Below are 20,245 nucleotides of genomic sequence, written 5' to 3' on the forward strand. Positions count from 1 at the left end.
AATTTTCCGTTGAACGAACTCGACCGTGGACGAATCCCGCTGCGACAATATATCGATGAGGCCTCGCGCGTAACCACAAACAAGGGCACCGATATGGCTGATCTCGACGTCGGCGACGTTGCGCCGCAGTTCGACCTTCCCCGCGACGGCGGCGGATCGCTCAGCCTCGCGTCATTGCGGGGAAAGCCGGTCGTGCTTTACTTCTATCCGCAGGACGACACCACCGGCTGCACCAACGAGGCGATCGGCTTTTCGCAGTTGAAGCCGGAATTCGAAACGCTCGGCGCTGTCGTGATCGGCCTGTCGCCGGACAGCGTCCGAAAACACGACAAATTCAAGTCGAAATACGATCTGACCGTCGACCTCGTCGCCGACGAGGAGCGCAAGGTGATCGAAGCCTATCATCTGTGGGTCGAGAAGCAACTCTATGGTCGCCACTATATGGGCGTCGAGCGCGCAACGTTCCTGATCGGCAGCGACGGACGGATCGCCCGGATCTGGCGAAACGTTCGCGTCAAGGGCCATGCCGAGGCGGTGCTGGAGGCCGTGCGCGCGCTTTGACGTCGATTTCTGGGACATCAATTTCGGCTGTGGCCTGAACCCGTCTGAAGCACGGGGCGCCGAAGCAATCCGGCTTGCAACCCATGGGCTGCAAGCTGGGCGCCAGCAACCGACCGTTAACCTTAATGATGTGTAATCGGGCTTGTCGTTGGTGTCGTAACGAAAGCTTGGTCCTGTGAACGTAGCCAGTCAGTCAACGGTCTTTGGCAGGCGCAATGAGCCCCACACGGTCATTATCGCCCGGGGCAACGAGATCAGGCATTTCACCATACGGCCATGGCTTGCCGCATTTTGCGGCTCGGCGCTGGCGGCGATGGCGATAGGCTATCTGCTGGCGACCTCCTATCTCGTGCTGCGCGACGACCTGATCGGCGCGACCACGGCACGGCAGGCGCGCATGCAGCAGGCCTATGAGGACCGCATCTCCGCACTGCGCGCCCAGGTCGACCGGATCACCAGCCGTCAGCTGCTCGACCAGCAGCTCATGGAAACCAAAGTTGGCGAGTTGCTGGAACGACAGACCCAGCTCAGCCTGCGCCACGGCCGCATCGGCCCGCTCCTCGAACGCGCCGAGAGCGACGTCGGAACGCCGCCCGCCGCAGGCACAGCTGTGTCCGCAAAGTCGGATAAACGCGCCGAGGTGACCGACGCCCAGCCGCCGGCCTATGCGGTTGCCAGCCTCGGCGCCAACCTTGGCGCTGGCGACACCAGGCCGTTCTCGCTATGGTCGACCCGCTCCGATCCGCTGCCGAGCGACACGGCGGCCGATCGTGCCGACAGGCTGTTCGTGTCGATCAATGCCGCGCTCAAGGCCATAGAGAGCCAGCAGCTCACCCGCATCGCCACGCTTGCCGACAACGCCTACAAAAACGCCGATGCGATTTCTCAGGCGCTCGAGGCGGCTGGCCTGCCGGTCGACGGCGATTTCGGCAAGAGCGATGCCGGCGGTCCGCTGATACCACTCGACAGTTCGATGACGTTCGACAGCAAGGTAAGGGAACTCGACGAGGCGCTGGACGCGCTCGACCGGCTGAAGACGGAGGCGCGACGGCTGCCGCTCGCCAACCCCGCGCCCGGCCGCTCGGTCACCAGCCCGTTCGGCGTGCGCCCCGATCCGCTGCTCGGCACCGCCGCGCTGCATTCGGGGATGGATTTCAGGGCGCCGACCGGAATGCCTGCCAAGGTCACGGCGCCCGGCGTCGTCGTCAAGGCCGGCTGGAACGGCGGCTACGGCCGCATGGTCGAGGTCGACCATGGCAATGGCTTTGCGACGCGCTATGGGCATCTCAGCAAAATCGACGTGACCGTCGGCAAGCGGCTCAACGCCGGCGACGTCATCGGCAAGACCGGCAGCAGCGGCCGCTCGACCGGCCCGCATCTGCATTACGAAATCCGCCACCACGGCGAGGCCATCGACCCGCTGCGCTTCCTGAGGGTCGGCAAGAAGGTCGCGCGGTATCTTTAGTGGCTGCAGCCATCGCCCAGGCTGCAAAAGAGTGCCGTCGGAAAAACTGCCGATCTCCCCCCTTGCTGGGGAGATGTCCGGCAGGACAGAGGGGGGTGCTGTCCCGCCGGCTGTCAACCAATAGCAGCCGCGTTCTTGAATTGGCTTGGCGGTTAGGGCGACTAACTCGAAAGTTGGCGATCCTTCCCCCCCCTGGCCTGCCGGCCATCTCCCCCGCAAGGGGGGAGATCCGCAGCTTCGCCGTTCCGCCCCGCACTTCACACCAGTCATTTCTTTTTGAATTCCATTTGACTGAATAAATGTTTGGTGCGAACCTCTTGTCTCCCAGGGATGCAAGACATGGCACTGCGGGGGACCAATCAGGAGTTTGGGCGGCCTTACAACAGGCGCATCGTCCTCGAATCCATCCGCCTTCACGGTCCGATCGCCCGCGGCGACATTGCCAAGCGGGTCGGGCTCACCGTTCAAACGGTCTCGACCATCGTTCGCGAGTTGGAAGAACACGGCTACGTCCTGTCGATGCGCGAAGAGCCGCGGGGGCGCGGGCTGCCTCCGGCGACCCTGCGGATCAACCCGGAGGGCGGCTATGCCGTCGGCATCCACGTCACTCCGCTGGGTATCAATGCGGCGCTGATCAACTTGAGCGGAGACGTGATCGAGAGCGCCACCCGCGAGGCCCCCAACGCGACGCCCGACCATGCCTTCGATCTGATCGGCGCGATGGTGCTTGAATTGACCGGACTGCGGCCGGGCGGTCGCGTTCTCGGCATCGGCATGGCGCTGCCCGGCCCTTTCGGCGTTGAGTCGATGAGCTTTATCGGCCCGACGACGATGACCGGCTGGAAGGACGTGGCGCTTCGGGAACGGCTGGAGGCCTCGACCGGGCTGCCCGCGTTTTTTGAGACCGATATGGCGGCCGCGGCAATGGGCGAGCGCCTCTATGGCCTCGGGACGGGATATTCCGAATACTACTATCTCTATTTCGGTGTCGGTCTTGGCGGCGTCATGGTCCATGACGGAAGCGCGTTGCGCGGGGCCTGGGGAAACGCCGGCGAGATCGGACACATCCCTGTCGTGCCGGGTGGCGAGCCGTGCCCCTGCGGCAATCGCGGCTGCCTCGAACGATACCTCTCGCTCGAGGCGCTGCGGCGCCGGAACATCAGCGACGCCGATTGGGTTGATGAAGTCGGGCCGATCTTCCGCAACGCCATCACCATCGTCGAGAACCTGTTCGATCCCGAAACCATCATCCTCGGCGGACTGGCGTCCACCGATCTGCTTGAACGGCTGGCCGGTTCGGTTGCCAGGCTTCCCAACTCGATCTCGGCGCGAAACGACCGCACGGCGCCGCGTGTCACCGTCGCACGCGGCGGCCAGCATGCTGTGCTGCGCGGGGCCGCCGCACTTGCCGTCTCAGGCGTGCTTTCGCCGCGCTTCGGCCAGATATTCACCGCCGAGCGCGAACGCGGGCGAGATATACTGCAAGGCAAGGGGATCGCGGCATGAGCGGAGCTCAGCCCGGCATGAGCGGAGCTCAGCCTGGCATGAGCCAACTCCTGCTGGTGCTCGACAATGTCACCAAGAATTTTGGCGCGATCGAAGCGCTCAAGGGCATCAGCTTCTCGATCGGCAAGGGTGAGGTGGTGGCGCTTCTGGGCGACAATGGCGCCGGCAAATCGACGCTGGTCAAGATCATCGCCGGCGGCCTGGAGCCGACCTCCGGCCGCATGCTGTTCGAGGGCAAGGAATTCCTCGCCAAATCTCCCGCCGAGGCCAAGGCGGCTGGAATCGAGACCGTCTACCAGGACCTCTCGCTTTGCACCAATGTCGACGTGGTGGCCAATTTCTTCATGGGCCGCGAGATCACCAGGAAATTCCTTGGCGTTCCCGTGCTCGACGAACCGGCCATGGAGCAGGTGGTCGAAAAGGCCTTGGCCAGCGCCGGCACCCGCATCCCTTCGCTCAGAACCAATGTCGAGCATCTCTCGGGCGGCCAGCGGCAGGCCATCGAACTCAATCGATTCGTGCATTTTGGCGGCAAGCTCGTGCTTCTCGACGAGCCGTTCGCAGCACTCGGTGTCGAGCAGACGCGGCGCGGCCTCGACATGATCCGCCAGGTGGCGAGGCAAGGCATCGGCGTCGTCATCATCACCCATATCATGCAGCAGGCCTTCCAGGTCGCCGACCGGATCGTGGTGATCCGGCAAGGCGTCGTGGCCGGCGATGTCGCGCGCAACAAGACAAGTCCCGACGCGGTGATCGACATGATCACCGGAGAGACGCTCGCCGGTGCCGGACCGGCAGGCTGAGGGACAAAATGAGGGGTCCGGCGCAAGAGGAGCGAACGACATGAAGAAAATACTTCTTTCCGTCTTCGGTATCCTGGCACTGGCCTTTGCCACGCTCACGCCGGCATTCGCCCAGTCCAAGGGCACCGTCTACTACCTGGTGCCGACATTGCTCGATGAATTCCAGACCGGCTCGGTGAGCGCTCTGGAGATGTTCCTGAAGCAGGTCGGCTACGAGATGAAGACGCTGAACGCCGACAACAAGACCGACGCTCAGCAATCGCAGATGAACGACGTGATTGCGCTCAAGCCGTCGGCGATCATTCTCGCCGCCGTCGATTTCAATGCGTTGAAGCCGTCGATCGAGGCCGCCCGCGCCGCCGGCATCCCGGTTGTCGAGTTCGATCGCCAGATCACCTCGACGCCATCCGATTTCACCTCGGTGGCGGGAACGGTCGAGATCGGCCAGATTGCCGCCGACCAGGCCGAAAAACTCTTGAAGGCGAAGCACGGATCGGTGAAAGGCAAGATCCTCCAGGTGCTCGGCGATCCTGGCGACCCCTACACGCTCGATATCCAGAAGGGTTTCGAGGAGAAGATGAAGGCGTTCCCGGACGTCAAGATCATCTCGGTGCCTGCCATGCAATGGGCGGCGGATGCAGCCGGAACCATCGTCAACGACCAGATGCTCGCCAACCCTGATATCGACCTGATCTTCAGCCACGCCGCCCATCTCTCGGTCGCTGCCGTCGCCTCGCTCGAGGCCGCCGGCAAGAAGCCGGGCGACGTCATGCTGATGAGCTCGAACGGTGCGCCGGTCGGCCTCGACCTGATCCGCAAGGGCTGGCTCAACGTCGAAGTCGAGCAGCCGCTCTACGCTCAGGCCGCCGCCGTCGCCATGTTCATGGACAAGGTCGTCAACAAGCAGGAGATCAAGCCGGGCGAGTACGATGTGCTCGGCCTGAAGTCGGCCGTGACGATTGAAGCCTGGGGACCGAACATCAAGATCCCCGGCGCTGCGATCACCAAGGAAAACGTCGACAACCCGGCCTTCTGGGGCAACATGAAGCCGCCCTCGGGCACCGTGAAGCCGGTCGAATAGCAAAGTCGCCCAAGGCTTCGGGCCGCGCTGGCCCGGAGCCCTGGGCGTTCGAACGGACGCGCAGAGCAAGCTGCAGCAATTTTTCCAATCCGCGCGTGATCCTTTCCGAGAATCGATGCGCCAGCCGGATCAGCACATGTCACCCCGCACGCGCCACGCCCTCGAATTCGTCCTCGACAACCTCGTCTGGTTCATGCTGGTCGTCGTGCTGGTGGTCTTCTCCATCTCCATTCCGAACTATTTCCAGCTCGGCATCTTCGCCAACATCATCGAGGCGTCGAGCGTGCTTGGCGTCATGTCGATCGGCCTGGCGCTGGTCATCATCACCGGTCACATGGACCTGTCGGTCGAATCCGTGGCGGCGCTCAGTGCCATGGCGGTCGGCATCCTGTTCTGCTCGGCGGGTATCGGCCTTGGCGTTCAATTGCACCCGGAATGGCTGATGGTTCCGGTTTCGCTGCTGATCGCCCTTGCTGTCGGCAGCATCATCGGCGCCGTCAACGGCTACCTGGTCGTCAAGGTGAAGATGAGCGCCTTCATCATCACGCTGGCGTCCTACATCTGGGTGCGCGGCCTCGTGCTGGTCATTTCCGGCGGCCGCTCGGCACAAGACCTTGCGCCGGCAATCCGCTGGTTCGGCATTCAGCGCCTGCTTGGCCTGCCGCTCACCGCCTGGATCGCGATTGCGTGTTTCGTGGTCTTCTCGCTGATCATGGCCAAGACCCCCTTCGGCAGGCACCTGATCATGATCGGCGGCAACGAGACCGCAACCTTCCGCGCCGGCATCCGCGTCAACCGCAACCTCGTCATCGCCTTCGTTCTCGCCGGCGCCATCGCCGGCCTTGCCGGCTGGGTGCTGGCAATCCGCACCTCCGGCGCCACCGCCAATCTCGGCGTCGGCCTGCTGTTCAACGCCTTCGCCGCCGTCGTCATCGGCGGTGTCAGCCTGAAGGGCGGCGTCGGCACCCTGCCCGGCGTCTATGCCGGCGTGCTGTTGCTGTCGGCCATCAACACCGCAATCAACCTCATGGGCCTGCCGGCCAACTTCACCCAGGTGATCCACGGCCTGCTGGTGCTTGCCGCCGTGCTGCTCGACGCGTTCAAGCAAACGATCCGCCAAAGACTGGCATGAGAGGGGGGCTGGCATGACCGGGCGTCCACAGATCGGAAGACTTTCGGACAAGGTCGCGCTGATCGTCGGCGGCGCCCGCGGCATCGGCAAGGGCATCGCACAGCGCTTTGCCGAAGAAGGCGCCAAGCTGGTGCTGGCGGATACCGAGGTCGAGGCCGGGCAAGCGGCCGCGGACGAAGTCGGCGCTGCCTTCATCCGCACCGATATCTCGCAGATGGCCGATGCCGAGGCCGCTGTTGCGCTGGCGCTCGACCATCACGGCCGTCTCGACATCATGGTTCAGAATGCCGGCATCTATCCCTGGCAGTTGCTGGAAAACACCAGCCCGGAGGACTGGGACCGTGTCATGGCGGTCAATTTGCGCGGCAGCTTCAATGCCGCCCGTGCCGCGCTCGCTCCGATGAAGGCGCAGCACTTTGGCCGCATGCTGTTCACTTCCTCGATCACCGGCCCGCACGTCACCAGCCCCGGTCACGGCCACTATTCGGCGACCAAGGCCGGCATCAACGGCCTGATCCGTTCGGCCGCTCTCGAATTCTCGGGCTACGGCATCGCCGTCAACGGCGTCGAGCCCGGCAACATCCTCACCGAAGCCATCCAGCTGCATCGCGGCGCCGCCTATATCAAGAACATGGAGGACTCCATCCCGCTCGGCCGCCTCGGCAGCCCGCGCGACGTGGCCAATGCCTTCCTGTTCCTGGCTTCGGACGACGCCAGCTACATTACCGGCACCACCATCATCGTCGATGGCGGGCAGTTGCTGCCCGAAGGCAAGGACTTCCGCCTGCTTCCGCCATGATCCGCGCCCGATAAACTCGATTCGCCGTCCAATACTTCAACATCGGTTTACCCGAAGCTGGTAACAGCAACGACGCTCGTTTCATGATCAAGCAAAGGGTCTGCCTTGCCGCCGCGTTACAGCTCTCCTTTCGACCACCACCGGAGCGAGTGCAATTGTAGATTGCATAGCTGCGGGCAGTTGCCGTTCGCGGCGATGGCCAATGGGGAGCCGGGCCTTGCCATGGTCTGGAAACGCGGGGACTCCGGTGCCGGGAGCCGGGCTTGAGCGTCATTCGCGCCCTGGAAAGTGCCGATGTTCCGGCAGTCGCAGGCATGTTTCAACGCGTGCTGCGCAAGGAGCGGACCGAAGCGCCGGCCGCGCTCATCGACTATATGAGACGGTTTTATCTGGAGGCGCCCGGTTGCGGAGGCGATCTCCGCTCGCTTGTCCATGTCAACGACGCCGGCGACGTCTCCGGGTTCGTCGGCGTTCACGTGTTGCCGATGCAATTCAACGGCCGGCAATTACGCGCCGCCATCTGCAGCTCGCTGATGGTCGAGGATCATGAGCGCGACCCGATGGCCGGCGCCCGCTTGTTGAAGGCTTATCTGGATGGCCCGCAGGATATCTCGTTCAGCGAGACCGCCAATGATATTTCCGCAAAATTGTGGACCCGGCTGCGCGGCGTTGTCCTGCCGCAATATAGTCTCGACTGGGTGCGCGTGATGCGGCCGTCGAGCTTTGTGCTCAGCCTTTCCGCCAGTCGCATGAAATCTGTCCGAATGCTCAATCCGTTTGCGCATGCAATCGACCGGTTTTATTGCAGGCGAATGAAGTCCAGCGAACGACGCTGGTCCGGTGTGGCGGCGGACGGGGCAGGTCATGGGGCTTTTCGGACATCGCAAATCGACAGCGACGCATTTGCCAGGCTCGTCGAACCGTTGACCGCCCAGTTCGCCCTGCGCCCGAGTTGGGCGGAAGGCCAGCTTGATCATATACTGACCGATGCGGCACAAAGGCCGGATCTAGGCGAGCTTGTCTACGTTTCCGTGGCATCGCCGGTCGGCACCAATGTCGGCGCATTCGCCTATCACGCGCGGGCGGGCGGAATCGGCCGCGTGCTGCAGATCCTCGCCCTCCCCGGCCAGGCGGGTTCGGTGATCGACTGCCTGATCGATGATGCCGCCGTACGCGGCGTCAGCGGCCTGCGCGGACGCATTCAACCTGCACTTCTGGAAGCAATGCTTGGGCGACGCATCGCTTTCCTGACCGTTGCCTCGACCGTGGTGCATTCACGCGATCCAGAGCTTCTGGATGCCATGAAGAACTCGCAAGCTTTTCTGAATGGGCTTGCGGGCGAGCAGTGGAGCCGGCTGGGTCACTTCACCTGAAGCGCTTCGCGTGACCTGGATCGAGAGCCAGCTCAGGCACTGACTTCCTCGACCTCATCAACGAGTTGCGGGCGCAGGTGCAGGTAGCGCGTCGCCTTGCGTTTGGCGGCGATGTCGGCCCAGACGCGTTCCACCTGCGAGGCTTCCAGTCCTGCCGCCTGCCCCACCACTTCGGCCACCACGCCGTTGTTGAGGCCGCAAAGGCAAAGATCCATGCGGTCATAGGGAAGCGAGAAGTAGAACTCCTCCTGCGTCTGCGCCAGCGAGTAGGTATCGGTGGTCGGCGGCCGATTGCGGATTTCCTCGGGCACGCCGAGATGGGCCGCGAGCGCATAGACCTGCGTTTTATAGAGGTGCGCGATCGGCTTGACGTCCGCCGCGCCGTCACCGTTCTTGACGAAGAAGCCCTGATCGTATTCCAGCCGGTTGGGCGTTCCTAGAACGGCGAAGTTCAGGCGGTCGGCATGAAAATATTCGATCTGCTTGCGGGTGCGCTGTTTCATGTTGGTGGCGGCGACGATGCCGAGATAGACCGGCAGCGGCATTCTTATTTTGGTCTGCTTCCCCTTGGGATCCTGCACCACCAGCGACGAAATATTGTAGCCCTCATGCTCGAGGGCGTTCGCAATCACGATCTTCGAGGCCCAGCCTTCGCCGTAGTCCGGGACCAGTTCGCGGATGAAGGCGTCGCGACGCTGATAGCAGCCCATGGCGCGCAGGATCGGCCCAATATCCTCCACAATAGAATCGACACCGAAAGTGCCGGCGACAAGGCGGCCGAGCCGCAGACTTTCCGGATCGGAATCGTTTTCCGGCATGAACAGGCACAGTACATTCTGAGGCCCGACGGCGCGCGCCGCCAACGCCACCGAAACGCTGGAATCGATCCCGCCGGAAAGACCGAGCACGAGGCCGCGCTTGCGAATGCCGCGCAACTGCTGGCGCAAGGCGGTCACGATCCTGTCCGTTTCGGCGCCGGGGTCGATCGCCAGGGCCTGCGCCAGAATGGTCGGCGCGTCATCGCCGGGGCGAACGCTCATTGCGCGGCCTCCATCATCTCCGACGCAAGCCGGCGGCTGACCTTGCCCGTATCCGTCTTCGGCAATTCCAGGCGGAACTCTATGATTTTGGGCACCATGAAATCCTCGAGATGACGGGCGCAGTGGCGCATGACTTCCTTTTCGCTGAGCGTCGGGTCCGAGCGTATGACGAGCGCGCCGATCGCATGCCCGAGCAGCGGATCCGGCACACCGACGACAACGGCCTCGGCGATGCCCGGATGGCCGTGAAGCACGGCTTCCACTTCCTTCGGCGCCACCTTCTCTCCCCGCGTCTTTATGATGTCGTCCTTGCGGCCGACGAAGTAGAGAAAGCCGTCCTCATCGGTCCTGAACAGGTCGCCGGTGTAGAGGACCTTCTCCCAAGGGTTCGGGCCCGGTCGCAGCGCTCGTTCGGTCGCAGCTTCGTTGCGCCAATACCCCTGCATGACGTGCGGTCCGCGAATGACCAGCTCACCCGCCACACCTGGTGGCACGCGTTGCCCGTGGTCGTCGACGACAAACACTTCGGTGTTCGGAATGGCTATGCCGACTGATCCCGGCCGGCGGTCGAGTTCCTCGGGCGGCAGATAGGTGCAGCGCTTGCATTCGGTCTGGCCATACATCGAATACAGCCTGACACCGGGGAAAAGGCAGCGCAGGCGTTCGATATGGGCCGGCGGCAAGGCCGCCGCCGTGTTGGAAATATAGCGAACGCTGGGCAGGAAGCCCGGCTCCAGGTCACGCATCTGCAGGATCATCGCTGCCATCGTCGGCACCAGCGGAAGACCGGTGACGCCCTCCTCGCGGATACGCTCAAAGATCGCCTGAGGAAAGGCGAAGGACTTTTCGAGCACGAGCGTGGCGCCGAGCCTGACGGCCATCAGCAACTGATAAAGGCCATAGTCGAAGGCGAGCGGAAGCACATTCAAAATGATGTCGTCGGACGTGTTGCGCAGATAGGTGGTGATGGAGTCCGAGGCCGCGTCGCAATTGCGGTGCGTCATCATCACGCCCTTGGGCCGGCCGGTTGAGCCCGACGTGTAGATCAACATCGCCAGATCGACGTCGATGCCGCGGTGGTCGATCTCTCCGGCTTCAAGCGTCAGACAGTCGGCCAGCGATGCAGCCCCCACCGGGCATTGGCCATCGGCGCCTACTGTAGAAGCCACGAAGATGCCGGTGTTGCCGCCGCAGGCTTCAGTGACCACGGGCATCAGTTTTGCCTGGGTGAGGATCGCCGCAGCGTCGCAGTCGGCAAGGATGTAGGCAAGCTTGTCGGCCTTGGTCGATGGGTTGACCGGGATGAAGGTCGCCCCTGCCTTGAGCACGGCGAAAATCGAAACCGCGATCTCCCAGCAATTGTCCATGAAAACGACGACCCGGTCGTTGCGCCTGACGCCGTTCGCGAAAAGCGCAGCGGCAAGGCGGCTCGAGAGATCGTAAAATTCTTCGTAGCTCAGCCTTTTATGCCCGGTGATCAATGCCGTCTTGGCAGGTTGGGCAGCGGCATTCGCGGCCAGAAAATGTTCGATCCGCACGGACGCTCCTCGCCGATCGCGCCTAGACTGCCGGCGCTTTCGCCTTGATGAAGGACGAAATACGGTCAATCGAATCCAGATTAGCCGGCACGATGTCGGAATCGACCATCGCAATGCCGAAGGTATCCTCGATGAACGCCACGAGTTCGACCACGGCGGTCGAGTCGATGATGTCGTTCTCGATCAGCGAGGCTGTATCTGCAAGTTCGTAAGACGTGTCGCCGAACAAGAAATTGTCGACGATAAAGGCTCTGACCTTGTCCTTGATTGTTATCATCATTTTTCCCTTCCCTGGATTCCTCAAGCTGCTCTTGCTGCACTGGCTTCTTGGCCGGTGAAATTCTTCTGCCACAGCTGCGTCGACAGGATGCCGACGAAGGCAGCGTTGTCGCGGAATCCCGACGCTGGCTGCGTGCGGCATTTCTCATGAAGGCTGGCCACCGCCTTGGCGTTGAACAGTCCGCCGGCAGCGATGTTCGCTTCACTTAAGCAATCACGCACATAGTCCAGTTCGCCGGCTCCAACGAAGGAGCGGGCTTCCGGCGCCCGGTAGGGCTGCTTGGCACGCTCCCCGATCGCGCTGGGAAGCAGATGCCCCGCCGCTTTGCGCAATATGTGCTTTTCGACCAGTCCCTTCAGCTTCATGTCAGGCGGAAGTTTTCCGGCAAATTCCACCAGGCGATGGTCGAGATAGGGAAACCGTCCTTCGATCCCATGCGCCATGGCCATCCGATCGCCTTGGCTGGACAGGATATAGCCCGGCAGCAGGAAGCGGCTTTCGAGATATTGCGCCTGATGCAGCGGGTGCCATAGCGAAAAAGCCTGGGGCAACCGGCTGACCAGTTCCTCGGCCGCATCATAGCCCTTCAACATCGCGCGCAGGTCGCCGGAAAAGAAAATCTTCGCCGCCGCCGTGGTCTTGAAGCGCGGCCGATGCGAGAACAGCGGATCGTCGAGTGCAGCGTTGCCGGCGCCGAAGAACGCCGCCAAATACTCCACGGACTGCTGCTGCAGGCCTGGCAGATAGGGATAAAGCCTGCGGAACAGCTGCGGCCTGATGCGCGATGCCGGCTGCCGTGCGCAGAACCGACGCACACGCGCTTCCCTAAAAATATCGTAGCCGGCAAAAACCTCGTCGGCGCCCTCGCCGGTCAGCACCACTTTCAGGCCAGCCTGGCGAACGAGGCCGGACAACTGGTAGAGCGGGGCCGGTGCGGTGCGGATGATCGGCCGCTCGGCAAAGCGGATGACTTCGGGGAAGACGCCGGCGATATCGCCGGCCTGGCAGGCAATGGTTCGGTGCCGGGAGCCAATTGCTGACGCCATCTCGATCTGGAAAGCGCTTTCGTCGTGTTCGGCGCTGTCGAACGTCACCGAAAATGTCTGCAGCTGGAGAGGGGTCATGCCGGCAGCAAGCGTCGAGACCAGGGATGAATCGAGCCCGCCCGAAAGATAAGAGCCGACCGGCACGTCGGCGCGCATGCGAAGCCTCACCGCATCGCTCAACAGCGCCTGCAGTTCCTCGGCCGCATCGTCCTCGTTGGTGAGCTTCGAGGGCGCGTCCCGATGCGGATAGTCGAGGTGCCAATAGCGCTTGATCGTGACTTGCTCCGGTGTCGCGATCATCACGCTTGCCGGCTCCAGCTCGTGGATATTGCGGAAAGCCGTGCGGGGAGCAATCGGCGCCCACAGCGTAAAGACCTGGTCGAGTGCGATCGGATCGATCTCGGCCGAGACGCCAGGAACCTTCAGCAGCGCCTTGATCTCCGACGCGAAGTACAGCACGCCGTCCCTGTTCGTGTAGAAAAGCGGCCGGACACCCATCCGGTCTCGGGCAAGCACCATGCGTCGGCGCCTGTTATCCCATATCGCGAAGGCGAAATCGCCGTTCAGAAGCGACAGGCAGTCTTCGCCCATCTCGTCATACAGCTGCAGGATGACCTCGGTGTCGCTCGACGTGCGAAAGCGCCGGCCCTTGGCTAAAAGCCCTTCGCGCAGTTCCAGGTAGTTGAAAATCTCGCCGTTGAACGCAATCGTCAAATTGCCTGACGCGTCGGACATCGGCTGCTGGCCATCGCCGATGCCGATCACCGACAGCCGCGCATGGCCGAGCCCAGCGTCGGCTGTCATAAATTTCCCTTGCTCATCCGGCCCACGATGGGCGATCGCAGCTGTCATCCGCGCAAGCAAAGCTTCCGCATCCCGGATCGAACCGAAATAGCCCCCGAATCCGCACATTGCTACGACTCATACATCGGTGAGGTACGGAACATAACCGTGAAAGCTGGCTCAAGCGTTAACCGGATAAGTTCGGCCAACGCATGGTTAACAACAATTAAAAGACAAGGTACTTTTTTGTTCTATTACCTCTTCCCGGATAGAGAAGTATATTTCAACGCGAAACGCAATTTTTTGTTCGAGCAACGGCGGCGCGCGACAGCGTTGCCCCGCATGACCGACTTGCGCAGCGACTCCAGTCCTCATCGGAGGTAGCTGATAGCACAGTACAGGCCGATGACTGGAGAGCAGGTGTGAGGCAGGATCAGCCCAACGCGGCCCTCGCGATCAGTCTGGCCAAAGCTCCCGCTTGCGTTCTTCAAAGCCGAGCACGCGTTTGCTATCGGTCCACCGCGCGACCTCGCCCTCCATTCCATCCGGGTCCTTGAAGGTCACAAGACGGACAGCGCCGAAATCTGTAATGGTCCCATCCGAAGCGCCGGCCTTCACCAGACGTCGCCTGACTTCCTGCAAGCAGTCTTCATCGTGTACCTTCAGCGCAAGATGATCTATGTGACCTCTCTTGCCCATCTGCATCGACCCATCTTCATACCCCGTTGGTTCCGGCATTTGGAACGGATGAAGGGCAAAGCCACCTCCAACGTCGATTAGTGAGTGACGAAGAGTGCCGCCACCGGGACCGGGCTCGGACAGATCGAACTTCGTTTCCGCGTCGAAGATTTCTTCATAAAAGCGAATGAAACGGTCCATGTCGTGTGTGAAAAGCGTCAGATGGTGCGCACCAACCGTTACAGGCATGCCGAACCTCCCTTGCCGATAATATGACGAACATACCATCTCGCGTTGAACCGGGCGACCTGGAGCCGCGGTACATCACTGAACGCGAACGGGCCGATTCGGTCCGCAAAGCGGCTGTTCGATACGGGTTTCGTGGCGGCTGCTGAACCGGAAAACCTCAAACCCTTGAGAAAACATGGTGGGCGATGACGCGCTCGAACCGCCGACACCTTCGGTGTAAACAATGCTCCCGCCCTTGCAGACCAGCATAAGAGCCGGCTTTACAACGTTACAGACGGGGCCGTGGCGGCAGTCGGGACTGCGGGCTACGCCAGCAATGGCGCTGGCGTTACCGTTACAAGCATAGGTGCGTGTCCCGTCGTGACTGGAAAAGCTTATAGGGTGGAACACCGTTGCACCAGCACCTGAGGAACGGATGATTTGGGTGCGGCGGCAGGCTATTCCGAGATTGAAATTTATACCCACGTCGAATTTTGGCGAAGAGACTGACTGTAGGTCTCCCAGACAAGCTATTCCCGCCTCATCAGCATGCAAAAGCCGGCAGATGTGCTGTTCGTCTCATTCCAATATTTCTTACGGTCCCAAACCGCAAGGATACTGGATGGCGAAAAGTCGTGCCTGATCTCTTTCATGTCCTCAAAAAGAAAGCGCATCCCGGAAGGGGTGGCCCGCCAATGGTCGCCAAAATACGGGCCTTCATGAACAGGGTAGAACCAGGGCATAGCGATGAAAAGGTGGCCGCCCGGCCGAACGAGGCCGGTTATGTTCGGAGCGGCAACCCACGGCCTGTCGATGTGTTCGATGACCGAGTTCGCGATTACCAAATCGTAGGTTCCGGCATCTGCCGGAAGATTCATTAAGTCCCCGTGGATATGGCGGGGGTCATCATGCGGGGCCAAGTCCAAGGTTCTGAAATCCGCGCCGGGGAAATAGTCTTCGTAAGCTCGGCCTTCCTTGTCTCTGTGGTTTGGCTTCGCGCCGACATTGAGAACCGTTTTTGCCCCCAGCGGTGAGCAAAAATCCTTCAGGCAGCGATTAACGTGCTTGCGCAAGACTGTCGTCCGGCCACGTCCGAAAATCCAAATCCGATTAAGCATCTGGCTTCGATAGCACTCAACAATGTGAGCGCGCAAGCCAGCGTTGTTCCTAGAATTCGGATTGGCGCATCGGGCTGTCTAGCCTTCGACAATACTGCAAAGGTTTACTGACATGCGCCGCTGGAAACTCTCGGCGGCTGCCGTTCTCTTTCCATGTCGGCAGGCCTTGCGACCATCCACGCCGCCGGCCGCGACCCCTATGTCGGCGAGTACAGCATGGAGTGCCCGCAAGCCCAGTGCTGGCTTGAGATCGAGAAGGGGGAAAGGGAAGACCTACAACGTCCGCTTCATTGCCGCCGACCGCGTGGATGCCTCCAAAGTCCTCTGTCGGGCGGATATCCCGATGGAAGGGGACCTTTGAGTTTCACCGCGACGGAACAGTATGAGGACGGTCTGTCCGGCTCTTACGGCGACGACCCGCTCGTCTGGATTCTGTCCTTCGGCAACGGCAGTGTCGGTTTTTATATCAACGACGACCGTGCGGGAAATTCGATATGCTCGGCGAGTACACCGCCATCGGCGATTGAGGCCCATTCGAACAAGTACGCTGGACCATCGCCACCATTTCAAGGCTTATATCGGTGGCGGTTGCCGAGGTCACCGGGAACTGGAAGCTGGTACCTATTGTGAATTTCCTTAAGAAATTTGGTGGGCGATGACGGGCTCGAACCGCCGACATCTTCGGTGTAAACGAAGCGCTCTACCAACTGAGCTAATCGCCCGCTCCGGGGCGGACCTTTAAGCAGTTAGGACCGGGTTCGCAAGGCCAAATGAGCGCGCAACGGCCTCGCCGCTGGTCGTTTTCGGCGGCAAAATCCGGCTTGTCAAAAAACCTTCTGCTGTTTGCTGTTATGCTGTCGCGCTCCGCTTGACACCCGGTGGCTTACGCCTTATCCACCGCCCCAACGACGAACACGGCTAACCGTGCTCGTCTTGCGCGGGTGTAGCTCAGTTGGTTAGAGTGCCGGCCTGTCACGCCGGAGGTCGCGGGTTCGAGCCCCGTCACTCGCGCCATTTTCAATCACTTAGCTGATTGGAAATGTAAAAAACTCTGAATGCCGGACCGGCAATTCAGATATTCGGGTCGACCTTGGCGCCCGATAAATTTCAGCGCTTGGCCTGATTTTCAGAAACCTGTTCGATCTGGCTCATCACCGCTTGCGGATCGACGTTCTGAGCTATCGGGGCAGTTCGTCATCTGCCGGCGTCGGAACCTTCAAACGCTCCGTCAGGGCGGTTTCGATCAGCCGCGTGGTCTCATGCTCGTTGAGCAGGCTGATCTGCAGATCCAGCTCGGCGCGGCGCTCGCGGCTTTCATAAGAGCATTTTCTCAACGCTCCGTGAGCCGATGCTCGGCACGTTCGCCGACCAAGCTCGGACTGGCTTCCGTGCAGAATTCGGGGACTCCGGGCTTCGGTGATCGGGATCGCTATTTTTGCCGCGGGTCTTCCAGGCCGATGCCGATCTGACGGAAACGGCCCGCCCGACGTTCGACGACCGCTTCGGCGAGCGAGCGGGCGGCATTGCGAACTTCTTCCTGGATTGTCTCGTCGGCATCGAGTTCATCATGGCTTGTAGCGTACGGCTTCCAGTAGCCGATGTAGCGGTCAAGCTCGGCGCTCGGGCCTGCCGGCGACAACTTCATGAAGCGCAGCCAGTCAGCGATGGAATGCCGCACATTCTCCGCACCTTCGACATCGCCGTGCACGATCACAGAAAACAGCCTGCCTGCCAGATGACGCGGATAGTCCCACCCGGCCAGTTCTACCTGCTTTGCCTTTGCCGCATCCTTGCCTTGTGTCAACGAGGGGTCTGGATTGCCACCGTCAGCGCAGACAAGCCTGTCCATCATCAGTTTGACAGGCGAGGAAACCTGATACCAATTCACCGGCGAGATGATCATGACGCCATGGGCGGCGACCCACATCGGGTAGATTTCGTTCATCCAGTCCTGCACTTGCCCAAGCGAATGGTTGGGATAGCAGGAACAGGGCCAATGGCAGAGCGGAGCGGCCGTCGAAAAGCACGCCTTGCACGGATGGATGTTCCTCCCGTATTCGGAAGCAAGCCGCGACAGATCGAGAATTTCGACTGCAAGTTTCGTTTCCTTGTCGATGGTCTCACGGGCGATTTCGGCGAGCCGGAAACTCTTCGACATCTCGCCGGGACAGGTGTGCTCGCTGCGCGACGACCCGTTGATGATCAACAGACGCGGCGGCACCGTTAGATCCTCGTACCGACGCTGCGCCTGCAGCACCGCTTCGTGCGCCGCAATCCAATCGACGGACAGATCGTAGTCGGGGTCGCTGAACGCAGGACCGGCTTTCCTCGTGATCGGGCTCTTGCGGGAATCCGCATAAGCCTGCCAGGCGATCGAAGCGATTTGCTCAATCGACTGGGCGAGCGGTTCGAACGCCGGGTCGACGAATTGCTGCTTGTATCTCGCCTTGAAGGCTTTCTCACTCAGTCTGGCACTAGCCATGCCCTTGCGAGGCGCCGGGGCTTTCCCGGCAAACTTGCCAACGAGACCAGCCATTTCCGAATTCCTTTCCCGAATTTTTCGTCCAGGAACGCGCAAGTCTTTGCAGTGATTTATTCATCCGTTCGTCGGCACCTCCCGCTCGGCGCTGGCTCTGAGCCACGATTCGGTGCAGGTGCGGCGGGCGCAGGTGAGCTCGTCCGGGATTGTGCCGGCGAAGCCAGCATGGCCAAAGCCGCGGCAATTGCTGTGGTCTTGTTTGCTGATGTCATCGTATTCTCCTTGGAGAATGGTGGACCGAACGTGTCGGCACCCAAGCCAAACCCGCTGCTCCCCCGCATGGTTCCTGGCGATTTGGCAGACGATCGCTGCATCTTTGGTCCCGACGAGCGACGCAATCCTTCGCGCTGCCGCGAATGAACGCTGTCACTAGAGACTCGACACAGTGACTTTGGCAGATCGGCGATCGGCAGCGAACGTCAATAAATTCCCGTCATTGGCGAATCGCAAACGTTGGAGCTTAGCCGACACACCCCTCCACTTCGTCATCCCAGGGCAAGCAAGGAGCGAAGCGACGCGCGCAGACCCTGGGATCCATGCCGTTACCTCAGCCGAGGAATGCAGCGGACCAGGATAAATGCTGATCTGTAGTGATCCTTCGCGCCCCCCTCTGTCCTGCCGGACATCTCCCCCACTTGGGGGGAGATTGGCAGCTTCGCTGACGGCGCCTGTTCATCAACGTTGGACATTGGCGAAAGCCGCAATGACGGCCGATCTCCCCCCAAGTGGGGGAGATGTCCGGCAGGACAGAGGGGGGCGCCTCGCTCCGCGATCAAAGGTTCTGCACCGCAGCAGCGCTCCGAGGTAACGGCATGGATCCCAGGGTCTCCGCGACGTCGCTTCGCTCCTGCTCCGCCCTGGGATGACGAAGGTGTGGTGGCCTGCGGCTAATCGCAGACGTTGGAGATTGCGCTGCTGGACCGTCGACAACCCTTTCAGGCTCGGTCGAAGAACCAAGTCCTCTGTGCGGAGGAACTAGGTTCCTTAATTACAAAAAGTTTCGACGTCGGTTTCCTGAGAGTTTCAACTTTTGTATTCGGTGCGTCACAAGCTGGCCATATGCGTTTGAGCATTGGATTTTCCCAGGCCCGGTCCCCACTTTCGGGTCCGATGCTCTAACGGAGAAGAAGCCTTGGATGCCCTGAAATCGCTCATCGAATCGCGCCGCTTCGACCTCGCGATCATGGTCCTGATCCTGATCAACGCCGTCACGCTCGGCCTCGAAACCTCGCCCGACGCGATTGCGGCCCTTGGCCCGCTTCTAACGGCCATCGACCGCGCGATCCTCGGCGTCTTCGTGCTCGAACTCGCGATCCGGCTGGTCGTCTACAGAACGCATTTCTTCCGCGATCCATGGCGCATATTCGACCTCTTCGTCGTCGGTTTCGCGCTCATCCCCACGACCGGCTCGCTCTCGGTGCTGCGGGCGCTGCGCATCCTGCGGGTGCTGCGCCTGATCAGCATCGTTCCGTCGCTGCGCCGCGTCGTCACCGGCTTCATCACCGCCTTGCCCGGCATGGGCTCGATCATGCTGCTGCTCGGGCTGGTGTTCTACGTCTTCGCGGTGATGGCGACGAAGCTCTACGGCTCGTCCTTTCCCGAACTGTTCGGCGGCATACCAAAATCGCTGTTCACGCTTTTCCAGGTCATGACTCTCGAAGGCTGGTCGGACGGCGTGGTGCGCCCGGTCATGGAGGTCTATCCGGCCGCCTGGCTGTTCTTCATCCCGTTCATCATCGCGACCTCGTTCACCGTGCTCAATCTGTTCATCGGCGTGATCGTTTCGGCGATGGAGGCCGAGCATGAAGCCGTGGAATCGGCCGACAGGGCGACGCTGCACAGCGATCAGGCCATGATCCTGGCGGAATTACAGGCGCTGCGGGCGGAGGTTCGCGAATTGTCCGGCGTTCGCGGCTAGATCGCCTCCGCGAGCCTTGCAAACACGGCCGTTCCTATCCGGCTTCTAATGGAGTAGCGCCGTGAGAGAGCCCGCCGCTCCATTTGCGAAGCGACGGGGCAGACTACCCCCCGATTGCCAGGTCAAAATTGCCCCCCCCCGGCATTGCTGACCGTGCAATTGCGGTGCCAGACCCTGTGACCCATTACGGGACACCTATGCCAAAGACGCAAGACAGGTTTGCCGATTCATATTCACTGTGGCTAATATGTCACCGTGGTCGGAATGGACTAAGTCGGGAGCGCCGCCGGCGCTGCGCGCTCACCCCTTGGCGGGCAACCCTCTTGCAGCGTCGGCATCGACGGCCCGGCCGCGTCA

Annotated in this window: 18 protein-coding genes and 2 tRNA genes; 11 read left to right on the forward strand and 9 right to left on the reverse strand. The window is 61.4% G+C overall.

All coding sequences use genetic code 11. The features are described 5' to 3' along the window. Window positions 1–93 precede the first annotated feature (93 nt). From AC0L17_RS14275 to AC0L17_RS14310, 8 genes are all read left to right on the forward strand, one after another. Window positions 94–561: a peroxiredoxin gene (locus AC0L17_RS14275; protein WP_473516291.1), complete on the forward strand. Its 468-nt coding sequence runs from the start codon at window positions 94–96 to the stop codon at window positions 559–561. A 175-nt stretch (window positions 562–736) separates the two neighbouring features. Beyond that, on the forward strand, window positions 737–2,026 hold the full coding sequence (locus AC0L17_RS14280) for a M23 family metallopeptidase (protein WP_473516292.1): 1,290 nt from the start codon (window positions 737–739) through the stop codon (window positions 2,024–2,026). Window positions 2,027–2,365: 339 nt separating this feature from the next. Beyond that, on the forward strand, window positions 2,366–3,532 hold the full coding sequence (locus tag AC0L17_RS14285; RefSeq protein ID WP_473516293.1) for an ROK family transcriptional regulator: 1,167 nt from the start codon (window positions 2,366–2,368) through the stop codon (window positions 3,530–3,532). Between the two features lie 38 nt (window positions 3,533–3,570). Continuing rightward, on the forward strand, window positions 3,571–4,335 hold the full coding sequence (locus AC0L17_RS14290; protein WP_473516294.1) for an ATP-binding cassette domain-containing protein: 765 nt from the start codon (window positions 3,571–3,573) through the stop codon (window positions 4,333–4,335). Between the two features lie 40 nt (window positions 4,336–4,375). Beyond that, window positions 4,376–5,416 carry a sugar ABC transporter substrate-binding protein gene (locus AC0L17_RS14295; protein ID WP_023798316.1) on the forward strand — a complete coding sequence of 347 codons (1,041 nt, stop codon included), beginning with the start codon at window positions 4,376–4,378 and terminating at the stop codon, window positions 5,414–5,416. Window positions 5,417–5,552: 136 nt separating this feature from the next. Beyond that, complete coding sequence (locus AC0L17_RS14300; RefSeq protein ID WP_473516295.1) at window positions 5,553–6,548, forward strand: ABC transporter permease; 996 nt, start codon at window positions 5,553–5,555, stop codon at window positions 6,546–6,548. A gap of 13 nt (window positions 6,549–6,561) precedes the next feature. Continuing rightward, the gene (locus tag AC0L17_RS14305; protein WP_473516296.1) at window positions 6,562–7,347 is read left to right on the forward strand and encodes an SDR family NAD(P)-dependent oxidoreductase; all 786 of its coding nucleotides are present in this window, start codon (window positions 6,562–6,564) and stop codon (window positions 7,345–7,347) included. A 263-nt stretch (window positions 7,348–7,610) separates the two neighbouring features. After that, entirely contained in the window at window positions 7,611–8,720 is a 1,110-nt protein-coding gene (locus AC0L17_RS14310) for a hypothetical protein (RefSeq protein ID WP_473516297.1), read from the forward strand. 32 nt (window positions 8,721–8,752) lie between these two features. Here AC0L17_RS14310 and nadE read toward each other — a convergent pair whose 3' ends face one another. From nadE to AC0L17_RS14345, 7 genes are all read right to left on the reverse strand, one after another. Beyond that, complete coding sequence (gene nadE / locus AC0L17_RS14315) at window positions 8,753–9,760, reverse strand: NAD(+) synthase (RefSeq protein WP_473516298.1); 1,008 nt, start codon at window positions 9,758–9,760, stop codon at window positions 8,753–8,755. Further along, window positions 9,757–11,298 carry a class I adenylate-forming enzyme family protein gene (locus AC0L17_RS14320; RefSeq protein WP_473516299.1) on the reverse strand — a complete coding sequence of 514 codons (1,542 nt, stop codon included), beginning with the start codon at window positions 11,296–11,298 and terminating at the stop codon, window positions 9,757–9,759. Before AC0L17_RS14320 ends, nadE begins: the two co-directional genes overlap by 4 nt. Window positions 11,299–11,320: 22 nt before the next feature. Next, window positions 11,321–11,578 carry an acyl carrier protein gene (locus AC0L17_RS14325; protein WP_091591461.1) on the reverse strand — a complete coding sequence of 86 codons (258 nt, stop codon included), beginning with the start codon at window positions 11,576–11,578 and terminating at the stop codon, window positions 11,321–11,323. A 20-nt stretch (window positions 11,579–11,598) separates the two neighbouring features. Next, window positions 11,599–13,536 (reverse strand): asparagine synthase (glutamine-hydrolyzing), encoded by a 1,938-nt coding sequence (gene asnB, locus AC0L17_RS14330; RefSeq protein WP_473516300.1) that lies wholly within the window; start codon window positions 13,534–13,536, stop codon window positions 11,599–11,601. A gap of 327 nt (window positions 13,537–13,863) precedes the next feature. After that, a complete protein-coding gene (locus AC0L17_RS14335) occupies window positions 13,864–14,334 on the reverse strand; it encodes a VOC family protein (RefSeq protein ID WP_473516301.1) in 471 nt (156 codons plus the stop codon). A 509-nt stretch (window positions 14,335–14,843) separates the two neighbouring features. Then, window positions 14,844–15,386, reverse strand: coding sequence for a class I SAM-dependent methyltransferase (locus tag AC0L17_RS14340; protein ID WP_473516302.1), 543 nt, complete (start codon window positions 15,384–15,386; stop codon window positions 14,844–14,846). Between the two features lie 691 nt (window positions 15,387–16,077). Next, window positions 16,078–16,153: transfer RNA gene (locus tag AC0L17_RS14345), tRNA-Val, on the reverse strand. A 215-nt stretch (window positions 16,154–16,368) separates the two neighbouring features. Here AC0L17_RS14345 and AC0L17_RS14350 point away from each other — a divergent pair. After that, window positions 16,369–16,445, forward strand: a tRNA-Asp gene (locus AC0L17_RS14350). A 164-nt stretch (window positions 16,446–16,609) separates the two neighbouring features. Here the strand turns inward: AC0L17_RS14350 and AC0L17_RS14355 are convergent. Beyond that, on the reverse strand, window positions 16,610–16,765 hold the full coding sequence (locus tag AC0L17_RS14355; RefSeq protein WP_473516303.1) for a hypothetical protein: 156 nt from the start codon (window positions 16,763–16,765) through the stop codon (window positions 16,610–16,612). A gap of 95 nt (window positions 16,766–16,860) precedes the next feature. After that, the gene (locus AC0L17_RS14360; RefSeq protein WP_473516304.1) at window positions 16,861–17,967 is read right to left on the reverse strand and encodes a flavodoxin family protein; all 1,107 of its coding nucleotides are present in this window, start codon (window positions 17,965–17,967) and stop codon (window positions 16,861–16,863) included. Between the two features lie 168 nt (window positions 17,968–18,135). On the opposite strand from AC0L17_RS14360, the gene AC0L17_RS14365 reads away from it, so the two are divergent. Continuing rightward, window positions 18,136–18,330 (forward strand): hypothetical protein, encoded by a 195-nt coding sequence (locus AC0L17_RS14365; protein WP_473516305.1) that lies wholly within the window; start codon window positions 18,136–18,138, stop codon window positions 18,328–18,330. A gap of 772 nt (window positions 18,331–19,102) precedes the next feature. Next, a complete protein-coding gene (locus tag AC0L17_RS14370) occupies window positions 19,103–19,888 on the forward strand; it encodes an ion transporter (protein WP_473516306.1) in 786 nt (261 codons plus the stop codon). Window positions 19,889–20,245 lie beyond the last annotated feature (357 nt).

This window comes from Mesorhizobium sp. WSM4829, assembly GCF_055811475.1.

Excerpts from the sequence above, each read along its gene's own strand:
- AC0L17_RS14305 (WP_473516296.1), top strand. The coding sequence starts at position 6,562 with ATGACCGGGCGTCCACAGATCGGAAGACTTTCGGACAAGGTCGCGCTG.
- AC0L17_RS14325 (WP_091591461.1), bottom strand. The coding sequence starts at position 11,578 with ATGATGATAACAATCAAGGACAAGGTCAGAGCCTTTATCGTCGACAAT.
- AC0L17_RS14360 (WP_473516304.1), bottom strand. The coding sequence starts at position 17,967 with ATGGCTGGTCTCGTTGGCAAGTTTGCCGGGAAAGCCCCGGCGCCTCGC.
- AC0L17_RS14295 (WP_023798316.1), top strand. The coding sequence starts at position 4,376 with ATGAAGAAAATACTTCTTTCCGTCTTCGGTATCCTGGCACTGGCCTTT.
- AC0L17_RS14335 (WP_473516301.1), bottom strand. The coding sequence starts at position 14,334 with ATGCCTGTAACGGTTGGTGCGCACCATCTGACGCTTTTCACACACGAC.
- asnB (WP_473516300.1), bottom strand. The coding sequence starts at position 13,536 with ATGTGCGGATTCGGGGGCTATTTCGGTTCGATCCGGGATGCGGAAGCT.
- AC0L17_RS14285 (WP_473516293.1), top strand. The coding sequence starts at position 2,366 with ATGGCACTGCGGGGGACCAATCAGGAGTTTGGGCGGCCTTACAACAGG.
- AC0L17_RS14275 (WP_473516291.1), top strand. The coding sequence starts at position 94 with ATGGCTGATCTCGACGTCGGCGACGTTGCGCCGCAGTTCGACCTTCCC.
- nadE (WP_473516298.1), bottom strand. The coding sequence starts at position 9,760 with ATGAGCGTTCGCCCCGGCGATGACGCGCCGACCATTCTGGCGCAGGCC.
- AC0L17_RS14365 (WP_473516305.1), top strand. The coding sequence starts at position 18,136 with ATGGCCAAAGCCGCGGCAATTGCTGTGGTCTTGTTTGCTGATGTCATC.
- AC0L17_RS14290 (WP_473516294.1), top strand. The coding sequence starts at position 3,571 with ATGAGCCAACTCCTGCTGGTGCTCGACAATGTCACCAAGAATTTTGGC.
- AC0L17_RS14300 (WP_473516295.1), top strand. The coding sequence starts at position 5,553 with ATGTCACCCCGCACGCGCCACGCCCTCGAATTCGTCCTCGACAACCTC.